18 protein-coding genes and 1 pseudogene are annotated in these 18,085 nt (G+C 65.9%); 10 read left to right on the top strand and 9 right to left on the bottom strand.

Going from position 1 to position 18,085, the window contains the following annotated elements:
- Positions 1 to 110: 110 nt before the first annotated feature.
- The 3 genes from ACT4OC_RS07545 to ACT4OC_RS07535 form a co-directional block, all read right to left on the bottom strand.
- Positions 111 to 584 (bottom strand): VOC family protein, encoded by a 474-nt coding sequence (locus ACT4OC_RS07545; protein ID WP_444838346.1) that lies wholly within the window; start codon positions 582 to 584, stop codon positions 111 to 113.
- Positions 585 to 830: 246 nt separating this feature from the next.
- Positions 831 to 1,202, bottom strand: coding sequence for a hypothetical protein (locus tag ACT4OC_RS07540; protein WP_444838345.1), 372 nt, complete (start codon positions 1,200 to 1,202; stop codon positions 831 to 833).
- Positions 1,203 to 1,429: 227 nt separating this feature from the next.
- Positions 1,430 to 2,386, bottom strand: coding sequence for a LysR family transcriptional regulator (locus tag ACT4OC_RS07535; RefSeq protein ID WP_444838344.1), 957 nt, complete (start codon positions 2,384 to 2,386; stop codon positions 1,430 to 1,432).
- A 125-nt stretch (positions 2,387 to 2,511) separates the two neighbouring features.
- Here ACT4OC_RS07535 and ACT4OC_RS07530 point away from each other — a divergent pair, with 125 nt between their 5' ends.
- From ACT4OC_RS07530 to ACT4OC_RS07520, 3 genes are read left to right on the top strand one after another with little or no spacing between them, the layout of a single operon-like run.
- On the top strand, positions 2,512 to 3,468 hold the full coding sequence (locus ACT4OC_RS07530) for a hydroxymethylglutaryl-CoA lyase (RefSeq protein WP_444838343.1): 957 nt from the start codon (positions 2,512 to 2,514) through the stop codon (positions 3,466 to 3,468).
- Positions 3,468 to 4,682: a CaiB/BaiF CoA transferase family protein gene (locus ACT4OC_RS07525; RefSeq protein ID WP_444838342.1), complete on the top strand. Its 1,215-nt coding sequence runs from the start codon at positions 3,468 to 3,470 to the stop codon at positions 4,680 to 4,682. The genes ACT4OC_RS07530 and ACT4OC_RS07525 overlap by 1 nt, the downstream gene beginning before the upstream one ends.
- Positions 4,683 to 4,737: 55 nt before the next feature.
- On the top strand, positions 4,738 to 5,733 hold the full coding sequence (locus tag ACT4OC_RS07520; RefSeq protein WP_444838341.1) for a Bug family tripartite tricarboxylate transporter substrate binding protein: 996 nt from the start codon (positions 4,738 to 4,740) through the stop codon (positions 5,731 to 5,733).
- A 39-nt stretch (positions 5,734 to 5,772) separates the two neighbouring features.
- Here ACT4OC_RS07520 and ACT4OC_RS07515 read toward each other — a convergent pair whose 3' ends face one another.
- A complete protein-coding gene (locus tag ACT4OC_RS07515; protein WP_444838340.1) occupies positions 5,773 to 6,612 on the bottom strand; it encodes a shikimate dehydrogenase in 840 nt (279 codons plus the stop codon).
- Positions 6,613 to 6,833: 221 nt separating this feature from the next.
- On the opposite strand from ACT4OC_RS07515, the gene ACT4OC_RS07510 reads away from it, so the two are divergent.
- Positions 6,834 to 7,130, top strand: a complete 297-nt coding sequence (locus ACT4OC_RS07510; protein WP_444838339.1) for a BrnA antitoxin family protein — start codon at positions 6,834 to 6,836, stop codon at positions 7,128 to 7,130.
- Here ACT4OC_RS07510 and ACT4OC_RS07505 read toward each other — a convergent pair whose 3' ends face one another.
- The 3 genes from ACT4OC_RS07505 to ACT4OC_RS07495 form a co-directional block, all read right to left on the bottom strand.
- A complete protein-coding gene (locus ACT4OC_RS07505; protein ID WP_444838338.1) occupies positions 7,131 to 9,182 on the bottom strand; it encodes an elongation factor G in 2,052 nt (683 codons plus the stop codon).
- Positions 9,183 to 9,339: 157 nt separating this feature from the next.
- A complete protein-coding gene (locus ACT4OC_RS07500; protein WP_444838337.1) occupies positions 9,340 to 9,816 on the bottom strand; it encodes a DUF992 domain-containing protein in 477 nt (158 codons plus the stop codon).
- Positions 9,817 to 10,003: 187 nt separating this feature from the next.
- A complete protein-coding gene (locus ACT4OC_RS07495) occupies positions 10,004 to 11,206 on the bottom strand; it encodes a pyridoxal phosphate-dependent aminotransferase (RefSeq protein ID WP_444838336.1) in 1,203 nt (400 codons plus the stop codon).
- Positions 11,207 to 11,429: 223 nt separating this feature from the next.
- Between ACT4OC_RS07495 and ACT4OC_RS07490 the strand changes: the two genes are divergently transcribed.
- The 4 genes from ACT4OC_RS07490 (at position 11,430) to ACT4OC_RS07475 (ending at position 15,080) form a co-directional block, all read left to right on the top strand.
- Positions 11,430 to 12,656, top strand: a complete 1,227-nt coding sequence (locus ACT4OC_RS07490; RefSeq protein WP_444838368.1) for a glycosyltransferase family 87 protein — start codon at positions 11,430 to 11,432, stop codon at positions 12,654 to 12,656.
- A 194-nt stretch (positions 12,657 to 12,850) separates the two neighbouring features.
- Positions 12,851 to 13,501, top strand: coding sequence for a glutathione S-transferase family protein (locus tag ACT4OC_RS07485; protein WP_444838335.1), 651 nt, complete (start codon positions 12,851 to 12,853; stop codon positions 13,499 to 13,501).
- Between the two features lie 176 nt (positions 13,502 to 13,677).
- Positions 13,678 to 13,854 (top strand): hypothetical protein, encoded by a 177-nt coding sequence (locus ACT4OC_RS07480; RefSeq protein ID WP_444838334.1) that lies wholly within the window; start codon positions 13,678 to 13,680, stop codon positions 13,852 to 13,854.
- 65 nt (positions 13,855 to 13,919) lie between these two features.
- The gene (locus tag ACT4OC_RS07475) at positions 13,920 to 15,080 is read left to right on the top strand and encodes a PQQ-dependent sugar dehydrogenase (RefSeq protein WP_444838367.1); all 1,161 of its coding nucleotides are present in this window, start codon (positions 13,920 to 13,922) and stop codon (positions 15,078 to 15,080) included.
- Positions 15,081 to 15,297: 217 nt separating this feature from the next.
- Here ACT4OC_RS07475 and ACT4OC_RS07470 read toward each other — a convergent pair whose 3' ends face one another.
- A complete protein-coding gene (locus tag ACT4OC_RS07470; protein ID WP_444838333.1) occupies positions 15,298 to 15,648 on the bottom strand; it encodes a DMT family protein in 351 nt (116 codons plus the stop codon).
- 195 nt (positions 15,649 to 15,843) lie between these two features.
- Here ACT4OC_RS07470 and ACT4OC_RS07465 point away from each other — a divergent pair, with 195 nt between their 5' ends.
- On the top strand, positions 15,844 to 16,656 hold the full coding sequence (locus ACT4OC_RS07465; RefSeq protein ID WP_444838332.1) for a PAS-domain containing protein: 813 nt from the start codon (positions 15,844 to 15,846) through the stop codon (positions 16,654 to 16,656).
- 55 nt (positions 16,657 to 16,711) lie between these two features.
- On the opposite strand, the gene ACT4OC_RS07460 is transcribed toward ACT4OC_RS07465, so the two are convergent.
- On the bottom strand, positions 16,712 to 17,377 hold the full coding sequence (locus tag ACT4OC_RS07460) for a hypothetical protein (protein WP_444838331.1): 666 nt from the start codon (positions 17,375 to 17,377) through the stop codon (positions 16,712 to 16,714).
- Positions 17,378 to 17,951: 574 nt separating this feature from the next.
- On the opposite strand from ACT4OC_RS07460, the pseudogene ACT4OC_RS07455 reads away from it, so the two are divergent.
- A pseudogene (locus ACT4OC_RS07455) lies at positions 17,952 to 18,085 on the top strand (aldo/keto reductase); the annotation flags it as partial.

Genomic DNA, 18,085 nt, shown 5'->3' with positions numbered 1-18,085 from the left:
CTGAAGGCAAGCCGGGCGCCGGCGGCACCCGTAGATCTCCCGCGTGCAGGGCACGCGGGGTAGTTGCTGGTCCTCGATCGTGGAAATCGCAGCGCCAGCGAGCACCAACGTCAGCCGCGCCGCGCCGCCTCGATCGCGGCAACGTCGATCTTCTTCATGCCCATCATCACATTGAAGGCGCGCTTTGCTTCGTCGCCGCCGGCCGCCATCGCCTCGAGCAGCACGCGCGGCGTGATCTGCCAGGAGACGCCCCACTTGTCCTTGCACCAGCCGCAGGCACTTTCCTGCCCGCCATTGCCGACGATGGCGTTCCAGTAGCGGTCGGTCTCTTCCTGATCGTCGGTGGCGATCTGGAACGAGAAGGCTTCGTTGTGCTTGAACGCCGGACCGCCGTTGAGGCCGACACAAGCAACGCCGGCGACGGTGAATTCTACCGTCAGTACGTCACCCGCCTTGCCGGAGGGATAGTCAGCGGGGGCGCGGCGGACGGCGCTCACTTTGCTGTCGGGGAACGTCTCGGCGTAGAAGCGGGCAGCAGCCTCGGCATCCTTGTCGTACCAGACGCAAATCGTGTTCTTTGCCATTAACAGTTCCTTCGGTTCCAGGCGCGCCCTATCCGCTTGCCGTTGAGATGGACGGTCCCTTTGATGTGCTCCAGAGCCGCCCGCATCGGGCTGGCGTCGGAACGACGAACGCGGTTCCCGGAAACCGACATCGTCCCGCAGATTTTTCCGGGCGCGAATGGCCGCTTCCAAGCCGGTATCGCGACGGTACGATGGCAAAGATGGGGATCGAAAGCAGACCAACGCCGGCCGTGAGATAAATCGAGCTTATCGGCGCTCCAGCCGCTTCCTGGTCGAGCGCAGGATATCGTCCGACAGCCTGGGATCGTTCACGGCGCGCGCGAGCACAAGCGCTCCGACCATGGAGGCGACGGTCGCGAGCGCCTCCTCGTCGCGCTGGCGTTGCCTGGTCCCGGAGCCCATCCGGCAACCGAGCCGGCCGGCCATCGCCCTCAATCCGGCCGTGAACCGCTCGCGTGCGCCCTGGCTTTGGCGCGGCATCTCACAACACAAGGCCGCCAGGCGGCAGCCGCTTCCCGGCTCGTCCCGATGCGCCGTCGAGAGATAGTGCGAAACGTAGTCGCCGAGAGTGGACGCCTCAGCGATTTCTTGCCCCTTGGCCGATATCGCGTGGGCCACCGCTTCTTCGACAAGCCGCTCCAAACTACGATACGCCGCCGGCAAGCACGCATGGCGCCTGCAATTGCTTCGCAGATTCGCGCCTGCGGCCCTGGCAGACGCCGGCATCCGGAAGGACTTGCGGCTCGATGCGGTGACGACGCCGCAGCCTCTCCGCACCGCGCGAGCTTTCTGACGGCTTGCCAGGGAGCCGACACGGCAGAGAGGCCTCGTGGAATCCGCTTGGGTCAACTGACGGCTCGTCTGCTTCGCCGTGCGGCTTGTCCTGCGGGCCATCGCCGCTCGTTGACGGCTGCGCGGACGACCTCGGTGACGGTCTTGCGCACCTCGAGGAAGGCCTTGGTCTGCGGCCGGTCGGCGAGCGCGACCAGCGCAAGCGAACGCGACAGCGGCGGATCGATGATGCGCCGGGCGTGATATTTCCCGGCCGCCAGATCAGCGAAGACGGTTGCGCGGGAAAGGATTGCGGATCCAAGCCGGGCTTCGAGCGCCATTCGCAGCGCCGACAGGGAATCGACCTCCAGCGTCTCGCTTGGAACGATCTGGTTGCGGAGCACCTGGGTCTGGATGATGGCGCGCGATGCCGGCATCGGCGTCAGGCCGAGCACGCTCCTTTGCGGAATCGCGGAGAAGGCGATCGGACTGGCGGATCGGCCGATCAGACTGGGATGCCCGACGAGGTAAAGGTCTTCGTCATGCAGCAACTCCACATCAAGCCGGGCGTCCCTCGGCGGATTGTACGCCAGTGCCAGATCGACCGTGCCGGAGAACACGCGCGCGGTCAGCGCCGGTGACAGCGCCTCGACGATCGTCAGATGGACGCCCGGAAAATTCTTTCGGACCGCCTGCATGACATCGAGGGCGACCATGGAGATCGCAGTGTGGCTGAGACCAAGGCTGACCGGCCCGGTCGCGGCCTCGTTATAGGTGCGGACGTCCGCTTCCGCCTTGCCGAGGATCGCGAGCACGGCGCTGGCGTGTTCGTAAAGCCGGCGACCGGCGGCCGTCAGCGCGACGCCGCGCGGCCGCCGTTCCAGCAGCTTGACGCCGAGATCGGCTTCGAGCGCCGCAACATGATGGCTGAGCGCCGACTGGGCGATGTTGAGAGTCTCCGCGGCCCGCGACAGCACGCCAGCGTCGGCAATGGCGATGAAGTATCTGATTTGCCGCAGTCCGAGCGCCATCGATGCCGCCCCCTTGCCATCTAATTATCAGATCATGATCATCTTCATATTATATTTGTCAGATGTCTTGGCGCCCGGCAAGCTCCTGCCACAACCAACAAGGACAGCTCCGGGAGCGTGGCGGCATGGACCTGCCGAACAGGATCGTCATCAGCGAGGAAGGGCCCCGCGAAGGCTTTCAGATCGAGCCGGGTCCGATCGCGACATCAGACAAGGTCGCCCTGATCGACGCGCTCTCGGCAACCGGACTTTCGCGGATACAGGTCGGCTCCTTCGTCAATCCCAAGCACGTGCCGGGCTGGGCCGATGCCGAGGCCGTGATGGCAGGCTTTGCCCGGCGCGAGGGCGTCGAGTACTCCGCACTGTGGTTCAACGAGGGCGGATTGCAGCGCGCGCTGGCATTCAAGGGAAAGCTCACCCTCTCCGGCTTCATTTCGCTGAGCGCCTCCGAACCGTTCGCAATTCGGAACCTCAACCGCAACCGCGCCGGACAGATCGAAGCGATGCAAGAATATGTGCGCGTGCACCGGCAAGCCGACGTGCCGATTGGCAAGATCATCGTCATGGCCGCGTTCGGCTGCAACTTCGCCGGAGACATATCGCCGGCCAAGGTCGTCGAGACCGTGGCGGACGGGCTCGCCATCGCGCGCGAAGCCGGCATCGAGCTGCGCGACGTGTCGCTGGCGGATTCGATGGGCTGGGCAACACCGCGGCGGGTCGCCGCCGCCGTCGGCGCCGTTCGCGAGCGGTGGGACGACTTGCGGATCGCATTGCATCTCCATGACACCCGCGGCCAGGGCATCGCCTGCGCCTATGAGGGGCTGCGGCTTGGCGTCACCGCGTTCGACGCTGCGGTGGCGGGACTCGGCGGCTGCCCGTTTGCCGGCCAGCCGGGGGCACCGGGCAACATCGCCACCGAAGAACTCGCGCTGCTGTGCGAGGAGATGGGAATCGCAACCGGCCTCGACATCGAGGCTTTGATCGAAGCCGGGCGCTTTGCCGAGCGGATCGTCGGGCATCGGCTGCCGAGCGCTGCGCTCCGATCGGGCACGCTCGCCGCCTTCCGAAGAAGGGCCGCGTGATGACGTCCTCGAAACCGCTGGCCGGGCTAAAGGTGCTCGATTTCGGCCACACCATCATGGGGCCGTGCGCGGGCGTCCTGTTTGCCGATCTCGGCGCCGACGTCGTGAAGATCGAGCCTGCCGACGGCGACCCGACGCGGCGGCTGCCCGGCTTCGCCGCCGGCTTCTTCGCGACCTATAACCGCAACAAGCGCTCCATCGCCATCGACCTGAAGCGGCCTGAGGGACAGCAGGTCGTGCATCGGCTGGTGCGCGATACGGATATCGTCCTGGAGAATTTCGGACCGGGAACGATCGAGCGGCTGAAGTGCAGTTGGGAAGATCTGCGCAAGATCAACCCGCGTCTCGTCTATCTTTCGATGAAGGGCTTCCTGAAAGGCCCGTACGAGAACCGCGGCGCGCTCGACGAAGTGGTGCAGATGCAGTCCGGGCTCGCCTATATGACGGGGCCACCCGGCCGGCCGCTCCGCGCTGGCGCGCCAGTGATCGATATCCTCGGCGGCGTGTTCGGAGTGGTGGCCGCACTGTCGGCGCTTCGCGAGCGCGATATCACCGGAAAAGGACAGAAGGTCGCAAGTTCACTGTTCGAGAGCGCGACGTTCATGCTCGGCGCGGTCGTCGTCGGCAGCACCGTGATCGGCGGCCCGATGCCGCCGATGCCGGCACGAACGAACGCGTGGGGCGTGTACGATGTCTTCACCGCGTCCGACGGCGGCCAGGTCTTCATCGGCTGCACCTCGGACGGGCACTGGCAGCGCTTTTGCGACGCGTTCGGCTTCGACGACTGGCGCGACGATACCCGGCTCATGGGCAACGCCAACCGCTGCGAGGCGCGCGAGTGGATGCTTCCCGAGCTGGAGCAGCGGCTCGCGCGGCTGCCGCTCGACGAAATCCTCGGCAAGTGCGAAGCGGCGCGGGTGGCCTATTCGCGGGTGGGACGGCCGGACGAGCTGTCCGCCGACCCGCATCTGCTCGCCAACGGCGGCCTGCTCGCGACAGCCGTGTCGGGATTCGGCGGAGGACCGCTGGTCGGAATCCCGGCGCTGCCGGTCGAGTTCGGCGAGGAACGCGAACGGCCGGGCCTCGAGCGCCAGCCGCCTCGCGTCGGCGAACACACCGAAGAGATTTTGGGCGCGGCCGGATATTCGGCGCGCGAGATCGCCGATTTGCGCGCGGCAGGCGTCCTCGGCGCGATCGAGAGCCTGCCGGCATAGAAGCAGACACGAAGAGCGGTGCGGCCGCCATCAGGCAACAGGGAGGAAACGGACGATGATTTTCTGCAAGCGCGTTCAATGGAAGACCCGCATTCTCGGCGTCGCGACGGCGGCGATTACACTGGTTGCGATGGCGGCGCCGGCAAAGGCGCAAGCCTATCCGTCGCGAACGATCACGATCCTGGTGGGTTATTCTGCGGGCGGACAGGCCGATGCACTGGCGCGAACCATCGGCAAGCAGCTCGGCGAGACCTTCAAGATATCCGTCGTCATCGAGAACAAGACGGGCGCCAACGGCATGATCGCCGCGCAAGCCGCCGCGCGCGCCGAGCCCGACGGATACACGATCCTGATGGTGACGGATGCGATGCTCACCATCGATCCGCACCTCGCCTCCAGCAACCATTTCGACCTGTCCAAGGCGATGGAACCGGTCGTCAATGTCGCGTGGTCGCCGCTGCTACTGGCCGCGGCCAATAACGTTCCGGCCAGTTCAATTGCCGAGCTCGTCGCCCTGGGCAAGCAAAAGCCGCAGAGCTTGAGCTTCGGCAGCCCCGGCAGCTCGACGCCGCACCGCCTCGCCGGCGAGATGCTGCAGAAGTCCGGCGGCTTCACCATGATCCACGTTCCCTACAAGGGAACATCGGCCTCGGTGAACGACCTCATGGGTGGACAGATTCCGCTCCTGTTCGGCGCACCCACCGCGGTGGAGCCGCTGGCGACCGCCGGCAAGATCAAGCTGCTCGGCGTCACCTCGGAGAAGCGCTACCCGTCGCTTCCCAACGTGCCGGCCATCGGCGAAACCTATCCCGGGTTCAAGATCATCAGCTACATCGGCTTCATGTTGCCGAAGAAGACGCCGGCTCCCGTCATCGCGGCGCTGAACAAGGAAATCAACGCGATCCTCGCGACCGACACGATGCGCGCCTGGCTGGACAAGCAGGGTATGGTCGCCGTCGGCGGAACAGCGGACGACTTCAAGCGCCAGATCGAAACCGACTATCAGGCCCGGGGCGAACTCGTGCGGGCGCTCGGCATCACCGGCGGGTGAGGATGCATCCACGCGCGCAACCTTGCGCGAAACGGTGCCTTACGCGTGCTTGAGATCGGCTTCCACCAGCGCGCGGAGTTCTGCCGTCACCTGCGGGCGGCGGCCGAACCACAGTTCGAAGCCACGCACGGCCTGATGCAGGAGCATGCCGAGCCCGTCGGCGGTCTTCAGTCCGCGAGTCTGAGCTGAAGCCAGCAGTTCGGTCTGCAGCGGCACATAGACGAGATCGGCGACGACGGCATCGCCGGGCAGCAGTGAAACATCGATCTCGAGCCGCGGTTGGCCGTGCATGCCGAGCGAGGTGGTGTTCACCAGGAGCCCTGCGCGCGGCAGCAATTCGCCGACCTCATCCCAGCTCGCGGGCTGCACGCGTGCGCCGAATTGCTCCGCCAGCGCCTGCGCGCGAGCGATCGTGCGGTTGGCGACATGCACGGTCTCGATGCCGCGCTTGATCAGGCCAAACACGATCGCGCGGGCCGCGCCGCCGGCGCCCAGCACCAGCGCCTCCTTCGCCTTGTCCCAGCCCGGCGCGCTGGCGGCGAGGTTGTCGACAAAACCTTCGACGTCGGTGTTGGTCGAGCACAGCTCGCCGTTCTCGAACCACAGCGTGTTGGCGGCGCCGACCGCGCTGGCGCGTGCGTCCGGTTTCGACAGCGCGAGCGCCTGCTCCTTGTGGGGGATGGTGACGTTGGCGCCGACGAAACCGCGCAGCGAAAGCCGCATCACGAAATCCTTGAACTCGTCCGGCGGCACCGCCTCGATGACGTAGCCGCCCTCGATGCCGAGCGTGCGCAGCCAGTAGCGGTGGATCAGCGGCGAGCGCGAATGCGCGGCCGGCCATCCGATCAGGCATGCGGCGGGGGGTTTGGAGGCGGTCATCCCGGTTCCGTCAAAGGAAAGTGCTGCCCGATGAAATCGGACAAGCGCGGCGCGCTGTCAATGCCGCAGCCACCGGTCGCCCCTCCAGATGCGCCCACACCACGTTGGCAAGGTTCACGCGCCGCATCTGCCGGCCCCCGAGACCTGACTTGATATTAAATGGGGGTACAATAAATAGGTGAAGATCACGACGCGGCACATCATATCGATGAGAAAATGCAATGACCGTGAAAAAGCGATCTATCAGAAGCGATTTGACCAAGGTTGACGCGCACCGCATCACCCGTGCCGAATACCGGGAAGCGCCCGTGCTCACGAAGGAGATGCTGGATCGCGCAGAAATCCGCCGTGGCGACAAGGTCGTCAAGCGTGGCCGACCGCCTTTGGCGCACCCGAAGGAAGCAGTAAAGCTGCGTCTGGACCACGATGTCCTCGCGGCCTACCGCAAGACCGGCAGCGGATGGCAAACCCGCATCAATGCCGACCTGCGAAAGGCCGCGAAGAAGCTCGCAGTCTGATCACGCCGCATCGCGATGCGCGGCGATGATCTTGTCGGCGTCGCGGCCGGTGACTTCGGCCATGCGATCGAACTGCCGGGTGAAGCTGCCCGCGCCGGCGGTCGCCGAGCGCAGCTCGACGATGAGATCGCCGATCTCCGCTTCCGGCATGGTGGCGCGGACGCAATCCCAGCCGCTCCATCCGTCTCTCGTGTCGAAAGAGAGAATCTGGCCGCGCCGCGCCGACAGGATCGCGTTGATCTTGGCGGTCGCCTCCGTCGGGCAGACGATCTCCACCACATGGATCGGCTCCAGCAGCACCGGCTGGCACTGCGGCAGCGCCTCCGAGACGCCGATGCGCGCCGCGGTGCGGAACGCGAGATCGGAGGAATCGACGCTGTGGTAGGAGCCGTCGGTGAGCGTGACGTGCACGTCGATGACGGGGAAGCCGAGCGGGCCGCGCGCCAGCGCGTCCACCACGCCCTCCTCGACCGCCGGGATGTAGTTGCGCGGCACCGCGCCGCCGACCACTTTCTCGGCGAACTCGAAGCCGGCGCCGCGCGGCATCGGCTTGATGTCGAGCACGACGTCGCCGAACTGGCCGTGGCCGCCGGACTGCTTCTTGTGCCGGCCGCGCTGGTGGCTGACGGCCTTGCGGATGGTCTCCTGATAACCGATCGCGGTGGGATGGGACTTGGCATTGACGCCGAAGCGGTCCTTCAGCCGCTCCATCGCCACGCGCAGATGCATCTCGCCCTGCCCCCACAGCACGATGTCGTGGGTGCGCGGGTTCTGCACCATGGTGAGCGAGGGATCCTCCTCGTTGAGGCGGATCAGCGCCTGGCCGAGCTTGACGTCGTCCTTGCGGTCGTTTGCCGCGATCGACATCGACAGCACGCCCGGCGTGGCTTCGACCTTGACCAGCGCTTGCGGTGCGGTCTTGGCCACGGACAGCGTATCGCCAGTCTTGGCCGCATCGAGCTTGCCGAGCGCGATGGTATCGCCGGCTTCCGCCGACGAGCGTTTGGTATCGTGGGCGCCGTTGACGCCCAGGATGCCGGAGACCCGGCCGCTCTCGCCCGAGGACGACAGCAGCGTGGCGCCGTCATCGAGATGGCCGGCGAGCAGACGGACCAGCGAGAGCTTGCCGCCGTGCAGCTGGTGCACGGTCTTGAACACGTAGGCCAGCGCGTCCTTCTGCGCTGGTGCGCCGAGGCGCTGTGCGGTTTCGGCTACGCCCGGCGCTTCGTGGCGCAGCGCCTTCATCAGGCGCAGCACGCCGTTCTCGCGGATCGCAGAACCCAGCAGCACCGGGCAGATCAGGCCTTCGCGCAGCTCGCGCGCGAGATCGTCGAACACGGCATCGCGCGGCGGCTGGATGTCCTCCAGCAATTGCTCCATCAGCGCGTCGTCGTGGTCGGCGAGCTTCTCCAGCATGGAGAAGCGCGCTTCCTTCTCGCGGTCGAGATCGCCGCCTGCGAGCGCGACCACTTCCGACGGCTTGTGCTCGCGGTAGACGAAGGCGCGCTCCAGCGCGAGGTCGACGAATCCCTCGATCAAGTCGCCCTTCCAGATCGGGATCTGGCGCAGCACCAGCGGGGTGCGGGAGGCCGGCTGCAAGGTCGCGAGCGTCTCGCGGATGCGCTTGTTGGCCTTGTCGATCTTGTTGAGGAACAGGAAGCGCGGGATCTTGAGATCCTCGAGCTCGCGGAGAATGATTTGCAGTTGCGGCAGCTTCTTCTCGTCGGCCTCGCAGACCACGATGGCGGCATCGACGGCGGGAAGCGCGGCGCGCATGTCGTGCGCGAACTCGACCGAACCCGGACAGTCGATGAAGGTGTAGCTGTCGCCCATGAAACTGATTGACGCGGCGGAAAGGCCGACGCTCATCTTGTGATGGCGGGCTTCGGGACTGGCATCTCCGTGGGAGGTTCCGGCGTCGACGCTGCCGGCTTTGGGGATGGCGCCTGTTCGCGCCAGGATTGCTTCGAGAAGGGTCGTCTTACCGCTTTGGAAAGGGCCCACCAGCGCGATGCACCGTGGACCTCGGGGACTTCTGACGTCTTGTCCCATATGCCGCCTCCTTCAATGTTGAAGTCGGCCCGTGATTGGGTCGGCGGCTCCAATGCTCCGCCTGTCCCGCGATTTTGGCAAGCGGGAAAATGCAGCCGGCAAAAATACCGACGAGCTGGATGCGGCGCAGCGCGCACCGCATCCTCCGGCGGTATTGTCAACGACCCGGACGCAGTTCCAGGCTCTCCAGGCCCGCGGCGATGGCGACGCCGACCTGGCCCTGCACGCTGAGCGGCTGCAGCGCGATGGAGTTGGCGGAGCCGCCGACCAGCACGTTGCCGCCGACGCCGACGCCGAGCGTGGCGCTGCCCTGCGCGCCGACGTAATTGCCGGCGAGATCGCCCGGGCCGAGCCGGTTGACCGGCGCGAACACGCCCCAGGCCAGCGCCGACTCCTGCGTGATGCCGAGATCGAGGCCCACCTTGCGGATGGTCGCGACGTAGAAATCGTCGGGCTGGCCCGTGGCGCGCAGCACGCAGCCGAGATTGGTCACCGAGCCGACGATGAAGCCGACGCTGGCGCCGCCGCGGCATTCCAGCACGCCGACCTGCACCTTGCCCTGCTGCGCGGAGGTCGTGGCAACCGATGCCGACAGCGCGAGGGCAGCGGCGGCAAGGGCGAGTGAGCGGCGCATGAAATAAATCTCCGGGACTTCAAGTAAGGGGATGCGAGCAACGTTCCGATCTGGCGCGGACTCTATGGCACAACGGGGGCGGCGCGGCCAGATGACGCGAAGCGTCATTCCGAAATAGTGCGAGCGGCCAGGGGTAACCTCTCCCCGCAAGAGAGCGGGGAGAGGTGGACCGAAGAGCAACCGCGCCTCAGCGCAGATTGCCGCAGAAGCGCTGGATGCGCTTGCAGGCGTCTTCGAGGTCGCTGGTCTTGGTCGCGTAGGAGATGCGGAACGCGGGACCGAGGCCGAAGGCCGAGCCCTGCACCACCGCAACGCCTTCGGCTTCGAGCAGCTCGGTGACGAAATCCTCGTCATTGGCGATGACCTTGCCGGAGGGCGCGGTCTTGCCGATGGTGCCGGCGCAGGACGGGTAGACGTAGAAGGCGCCTTCAGGGCGCGGGCAGTCGATGCCCTTGGCCTGGTTCAGCATGCCGACCACGAGGTCGCGGCGCTCCTTGAACACCTTGTTGTTCGCCGGGATGAAGTCCTGCGGGCCGTTCAGCGCCTCGACCGAAGCCCATTGCGAAATCGACGACGGGTTCGAGGTCGACTGCGACTGGATGGTCTGCATCGCCTTGATCAGCTCGGCGGGTCCGCCGGCATAGCCGATGCGCCAGCCGGTCATGCAATAGGCCTTCGAGACGCCGTTCACCGTCAGCGTGCGGTTGTAGAGCTTCGGCTCGATCTGCGCCGGCGTCGTGAACACGAAGTCGTCGTAGACGAGATGCTCGTACATGTCGTCGGTCATCACCCAGACATGCGGATGCTTGACCAGCACGTCGGTGATCGCCTTCAGCTCGGCGCGCGTATAGGCCGCGCCGGTCGGATTCGACGGCGAGTTGAGGATGATCCACTTGGTCTTCGGCGTGATCGCCTTTTCCAGATCCGCCGGCTGCAGCTTGAAGCCGTGCTCGGCGGTGCAGACGATGGCGACCGACTCGCCGCCCGCCAGCGCCACCATTTCCGGAGAGCTCACCCAGTACGGCGCGGGGATGATCACCTCGTCGCCGGGATTGATGGTGGCCATCAGCGCGTTGTACAGCACCTGCTTGCCGCCGGTGCCGACGATGATCTGGTTCGGCTTGTAGCTGAGCTCGTTCTCGCGCTGGAACTTGGCGATGATAGCTTCCTTCAGCTCGGGAATGCCGCCGACGTCGGTGTACTTGGTCTTGCCGGCCTCGATGGCGCGAATCGCGGCGAGCTTGATGTTGCCGGGCGTGTCGAAGTCCGGCTCGCCCGCGCCGAGGCCGATGACGTTGCGGCCCGCCGCTTTCAGTGCGCGTGCCTTGTCCGTGACCGCGATGGTCGCGGACGGCTTCACACGGGCAAGCGAGGCGGCAAGGAAAGTCATCATCTTCTCCTGGTTGTTGGCGGTTCTATCGGACAAGCGTCGTGGACCGCAGAAATCCACGATTCTTCATGAAAGGAATGGTTGCACCCTAGGGCTCAATACGCGGCACCGCAAGGAACTTTGCCTCGATCGGTGCAAAGTTTCGCCCGCTCGGTGCACCTTTAGGGAACGTTAAAACGGGGCCGCTAACGTCCGCGCAACATTCATGAATTTCCGCGGCGGAATGGCTCATTTCTGGCAAAGCATGAGGACAGGCGACTGGCTGACGGCGACGCGTGCGCGCGGCTACAGCCTGATCCTGCTTGCGGTGTGCATCCTCGCCTTCGCCGGCTGGATCGCCGTTGCGCACGGGCCGATCGACCGCAACGGCAAGCCGCTCGGCACCGACTTCTCCAACGTCTATGCGGCAGGCGCGCTGACCTGGCGGGGCCGTGCTGCCGATGCCTATGAGCCCGCGCTTCAGCACGCCGCCGAGAAGGCGATCTTCGGCGGACGCGACGTGCCGTTCTATGGCTGGCACTATCCGCCGTTCTTCTTTGCGGTCGCCTTCCTCGTCGCCGCGGTTCCCTACGGATGGGGTCTTGCGATCTGGTGCCTGGCGGGTTTTGCCGCCTACCTTGCGATGCTGCGCGCGATCCTGCCGCGAGGCGAAACGCTGCTGGTCGCGGCGGCCTTCCCCGCCGTGTTCATCAACGTCGGCCATGGGCAGAATGGTTTCCTCACCGCAGCGCTGCTCGGCTTTGCGCTGCATCTGCTCGACCGCAGGCCGTGGCTCGCGGGCGTCCTGATCGGCATGCTCGCCTACAAGCCGCAATTCGGCGTGCTGATCCCGATCGCGCTGCTCGCCGGCCAGCGCTGGCATACCATCGCTGCGGCGGCACTCACCGTCGCGGCTCTCGTTGCGCTGAGCTTTGCGACGCTCGGCGGCGACGTCTGGCATGCCTTCCTCGACTCCATGAAGTTCACGCAGCAGATCGTATTGGAACAGGGCGGCACCGGCTGGGAGAAGATCCAGTCGATCTTCTCGGCCGCGCGCAATCTCGGCGCCGATGTGCCGACGGCCTATGCGACCCAGGGCGCGCTGGCGCTGTTCCTCGCCGCCAGCATCGCCTGGCTGTGGCACGGCGAGGCCGCATTCGAGCTGAAGGCCGCCGCGCTCGCGCTCGGCAGCCTGCTCGCCACGCCCTACGTGCTCGACTACGACCTCGTCGTGCTTGCCGTGGCCATCGCGTTGTTCGCGCGCCACGGCCTCTCGCACGGCTTCCGCGATTACGAGATCAGCCTGTGCGCGGCCGCCTGGCTCGTTCCCCTACTGTCGCGCGCGATGGCTGGCGCCACCGGCATTCCGCTCGGGCTGATCGTACTGCTGACATTTTACGGATTTGTGTTGCGGCGCGCGTGGCGCGATCGCACTGTTGCAAGCCGTTCGCGCCAGCTGGCGAAAGCGTGATGCGAATTGTCTTGCCGTGTTCCATCAGCATGATCGAATCGTTTCGCGATACCGCACTGCGGTAGAGTTTTCGACTTTTTCCAACCGCCCGCCCTTGCGATGCGTCGCATTCGCCATCATTGTTTAGCCGCGTTGAGGCGCGATAAGCCGGCTCACCCACCGGTTGATTCCTCCGACGCTGGAAACGAGAGGCGATGTACAAGCTCTATTCGATGCAGCGCTCCGGCAACAGCTACAAGGTCCGCCTTGCGCTGGCGCTGCTCAACATCCCCTATGAGTCGATCGAGATCGACATCCTGCGCGGCGAGAGCCGCACGCCGGACTATCTGTCGAAGAACCCGAGCGGGCAGATTCCGCTGCTCGAGGTCGACGGCCGCTACCTCGCGGAGTCCAACGCCATCCTCTGGTATGTCGCCGCCGAAACGCCGCTGTCGCCGGAGAACCGTCTCGCGCGCGCCGAAGCGCTGCAATGGATGTTCTTCGAGCAGCACGCGCTGGAGCCGAACATCGGCGCCGCCTATTTCTGGCTGGCGCTGGTGCGCGGCGGCCGCGAGTTGCAGACACATGCGCTGGAGGACTGGATGGAGCGCGGCTATGCGGCGCTGCAGGTGATGGAGAACCACCTCAAGACCCATCAATACTTCGCCGCGGGCCAGCTCACCGTCGCCGACATCGCGCTGTACGGCTACACCCATGTCGCCGACCGCTGCGACTTCGACCTCTCCACCTTCCCCGCCGTCAAGGCCTGGCTGCGCCGGGTCGAGGCGACGGCGGGTTTCGTGCCGATGGACTGGGCGCCAGGCACCGAGGTCGAGGACGCGCCGAGCGTGGCGGCCAGCGCCTGACGCAACTTCTCGTGAATGGTGGGTATAAATACCGGGGAAATCGGGGAAGCCGTTAAGGCAGCCGCGATTTTGCCACGATCGGCACGGGTCGCCGCCGCAATCTTGCCGGTGCGGCCCGCAATACTACCTGCCGTTTGCGGGTGATTCGCCCGCGAGAGGTCAAGGATTTGGACCACATGATCCGGTCATCCGGCGCCGTCGGCTTTGCCTGCCGGCCCGCGCCCGTTGCCTCGTCCCTGTTGATCAACACCGTCGCGGCCTCGCTCGCGTTCGGCGCCGCCTCGCTGTGCCTGATCTCCAGCCTGAAGGTGCTGGCGGTCAAGCTGTCGGCGATGCCGGTTCCGATGATGTGAGCAGGCGCTCGCCCGTCCTCCCGAACCAGCCCTTGCGCGATCAAAGCCGTCGCGAGCCGACCATGATGAAGACCCCCGCAGGACTTGTGACTGTAGCGCTCTCGGCAGCAACGCTGCTCGCCGGGACGTTCCTGCTCGTATCAGGCACGCGCGGGCAGAACGCGTCGTTCGAATCCTCCGCGGGCCAGCTCGACCTGCAGACCTTTGCCAGCGGCCTCGTCAATCCCTGGGGCCTCGCCTTCTTCCCCGACGGCAGGCTGCTGGTGACGGAGCGGCCCGGCCGCATGCGCATCGTTTCGGCCGAGGGCCAGCTTTCGCCGCCGCTGAAGAACGTGCCCGAGGTGTGGGCGAGCAGCCAGGGCGGCCTGCTCGACGTCGTCACGGACAATAATTTTGCGCAGAACCGCACCATCTTCTTCTGCTACGCCGAGCGCAGCGGCGGCGGCGGCCGCACGGCCGTCGCGCGCGCCAAACTCAACGACGGCGCGGGCAAGCTCGACGAGACCAAGGTGATCTTCCGCCAGGAAGGGCCGCTGTCGTCGGGCAACCATTACGGCTGCCGCATCGCGCAAGGCTCCGACGGCAACCTGTTCGTCACCCTCGGCGACCACTACAGCGCGCGCAACGAGGCGCAGAGTCTCGCCAACCATATCGGCAAGGTGATCCGCATCGCGCCGGATGGCTCGGCTCCCCCGGACAATCCCTTTGTCGGTCGCGACGGCGCCAAGCCCGAGATCTGGAGCCTCGGTCACCGCAACCAGCAGGGCCTTGCGATCAATCCGGCCAATGGCGAGCTCTGGGAATTCGAGCACGGCCCGCGCGGCGGCGACGAGGTCAATTTCATCGTCAAGGGCAGGAACTACGGCTGGCCGGTGATCGGCTTCGGCGTCGATTACTCCGGCGCGAAGATCCACGAGGCCACGGCAAGAGGCGGCATGGAGCAGCCGGCGAAATACTGGGTGCCGTCGATCTCGCCGTCGGGCGCAACCTTCTACACCGGAAAACTGTTTCCGAAGTGGAACGGCAGCCTGTTCGCCGGCGCGCTGTCGGGGCGAATGCTGGTGCGGCTCACCGTGAGCGGCCACGCGGTGACCGGCGAGGAGCGCCTGCTGCAGAATCTCCACGAGCGCATCCGCGACGTCCGCCAGGGCCCGGACGGCGCGTTGTGGCTGCTGACCGACAATTCGGCAGGGCGGATTTTGCGGGTTACGCCGGCCGGGAAATGATGCGGCCGCTGATGCAGCGACAGCGGAGGTGCCACCTCCCTTGGGAGAGGTGAAGCATCGCCGTAGGGTGGGCAAAAGGCGCTGTTGCGCCGTGCCCACCTTCGCTTGCGCCGGCGCAAGAAAGGTGGGCACGCTTCCGCCTTCGCTCTTCGAGCTACGGCGGACAAGCCTGGACAAGCCCGGGCATGACGAACTGCGAGAGGTCCTGACTTCCACATCACCACTTGTGAAAAATCAAAAACACGCCGAACGAGATCGAGGCGAAGCCGAGGGCGTGATTCCAGCCGAGCGGCTCCTTCAGATACAGCACCGAGAAGGCGGCGAACACGGTCAGCGTGATCACCTCCTGGATGGTCTTGAGCTGCGCCGCACTATAGACCTCGCTGCCCCAGCGGTTGGCGGGCACCGCCAGCCAGTACTCGAAGAAGGCGATGCCCCAGCTGGCGAGGATGACGAGGACCAGCGAATGATTCCTGTACCTGAGGTGGCCGTACCAGGCGAAGGTCATGAATACGTTGGAGGCAAACAGCATCAGCACCGGCAGCAGCGTCGGCGGAATCGTGGGCATGGACGTCCTTTCGAAAATCGTTGCATCGAGCCCGCAAGGCAGCCGGCAGGTTGCGCACCGCTTGATAGCATTCGAATCAAATAAGCGCGAAAGCCTCGGGAACGCGGCAGGCCCGCCTTAACGACGCGACGGAAAATCCCGCAACTGTTGCGGGAATGCGGCAAACTGCGTGGCCCCGCTTGGCTTGGACACGACATGCAGTTCGACTGGCGCGCAATTCTCGGCCCGGGCTTGACGACCTTGGTGGCGTTGATCGCCTTCCTCGTCGACCGCCTGTTCGTTACCGTGCCCAACCCGGCGCCGCTGTTCGTCTGCATCGTGGCGCTGGCGAGCTCGATCAGCGGCATCGCCTCCGGCCTGGTCAGCGCCGGCATCGCCGTGATCTTCTCGGCGCTGTTCTTCCTCAACCATCGCATCGCGCCCGGCTACGACGTCAACGACGTGGCGCGGATGGGGCTGCTGGCGCTGACGGCCGGCGGCACCGCCGTCATCACCGGCATGCTGCGGCAGAAATGGATCGATGCCTTCGCGGCCGAGCAGGAGCATCACGCAACCTCGGCGCGGCTCGCGGCGGCGCTCGACGAGGTCGACATCGGCATCGTGCTGCTCGGCGCCGACACCCGCGCCGAGTTCATCAACCGCGCCTTCCGCGACTATTTCGCGCTGCCCGACGACGTTGCCGACAGCCAGCCGCCCTTCATCGCGCTGATGTATCACGGCCGCGACACCGGCGCCTATGAGCTGCCGGAGGACCAGCTCGCACATTTCATCGCCGCGCGTACCGAGATGATGCGCGCCGGCGATTCCACGCCGATCAACATCAACCTCGCCGACGGCCAGGTGCTGCGCTTCTCCTGCACCGCCCTTCCCGACGGCGGCCGCATGCTGAGCTACACGCCGGTGACCGATCTCGTCCGCCACGGCGATGCGCCGGCCAAGGCCGAGTACTACCGCTCGCTGCGCAAGGGCCGGCGCCCGCCCTTCCCCGACAAGCGCGCGGCGGAATAGAGCGTGGCCAACGCGCCGCATCGTTCAGAGGTTTGCGATATGGGATCCGAAGCCTTCAGGTCCCCGCGCTCGACGTCGGCGCCAGCGGGGCGCCGCCGACCGAAACCGGGCCGACCGGCTTTGGGATCGCAGCGACAGGCTTCTTTGATTTGCGGACGTACCGGACACGGGCATTCGCCGGCGGGATGCTCGACGTCGTGAGCGGGCCCACCGCACCCTGAAGGGCGTTCACCTGCGTCGTCAGTGCGTGGAGCTGGCGGGATATTCTTCGCATGTCCGCCTGCTGGGAGTCGGAGCTCTGCGTGAGGGTCGCCAATGCATCGGTGTGTTGCTGCTGCGAGGACTGGATGTCCAGCAGCATCGCCCTGACGACGGGGTCCGGTATCGGCACGGAAACCGCGGGGGGCGGTAGTTGTGCGGCAACGCGACTGGGAGCCGGCGGCGGGCTGCGCGAGAAATCCGGCCAGGAGAGATCGAATTTCGGCAGGGCAAGGCGATCGAAGTCCGGGAAGGTGACGCGATCGAGAGCGGGCAAGGAGGGTAGATCGAAGCTCGGCAACGAGAAACGATCGAGACTCGGCAGGAAGTTCGCGGTGGCCGCGCCGACGACGGCGAGGGCGGCGAGGGTCACCACGGTTGCCGTCACGCGGCCCGGAGACGCCTGCGGCACGGCCTCCGGCGGCTTGTCTCCTTGCAGTTCTTTGTCCGGCGTATCGACCACCTCGAACTCCCCACGTGTCAGTCCGGTTGCAACTTCTCCCCAGCGCCAATGAGCAAAAATGAAAAAGAGCCATCGCGTGGACGATCCAGCGACGACTCTTCGCACCGACTGCCCACACCAATTCAGTGGGAATCATGAGCTTCTATGGTTAAGGATCGGTTATTCGCTGGCCCGCCCTTGGCCCCGGATAATCCCGGGTCGATGTGTACGAGGTTGCCTCCCTTTCCTGCCGGAAATCCGAAGCAGCGCGGCCATCCGCCCCGTCGCGCGACATGATTACGAAAGAAGGCTGCCCAGATGGGACGGCCGCGACGCCACCGCATCTGTGGATAAGTCCTGCTGTCACCGGCGCGTAACAAACCGCGGCTAGGGTCGCCTCGCGTTTGATCAGGCCCCCCGTCTCAGATCACACGCCCCAGCGGTCCCCGTCAGTCGCCGCGTCTGACCGGGGCCGCATTTTTTTGCCGCTGCGCACCGCGCGGCGCTGTCATGCAAGGTGGGCAGTGCGATAACGCCTTGCGGCGCCATGGCGCGGCGGCCACAATGGCTGCCCTCCCCGCCCACAGGATCCATCATGCAAGTTCGCAATCTCGGCGGCTCCGGCCTGCGCGTCTCCGCCGTCGGCCTCGGCTGCAACAATTTCGGCCAGCGCACCGATCTGGAGACCTCGCGCAAGGTGATCCACCGCGCCATCGATCTCGGCGTCAC

It is taken from the genome of Bradyrhizobium sp., from assembly GCF_052389815.1.
In the GTDB taxonomy this organism is placed as follows: domain Bacteria; phylum Pseudomonadota; class Alphaproteobacteria; order Rhizobiales; family Xanthobacteraceae; genus Bradyrhizobium.
This window is presented reverse-complemented; position numbering and strand designations above follow the sequence as displayed.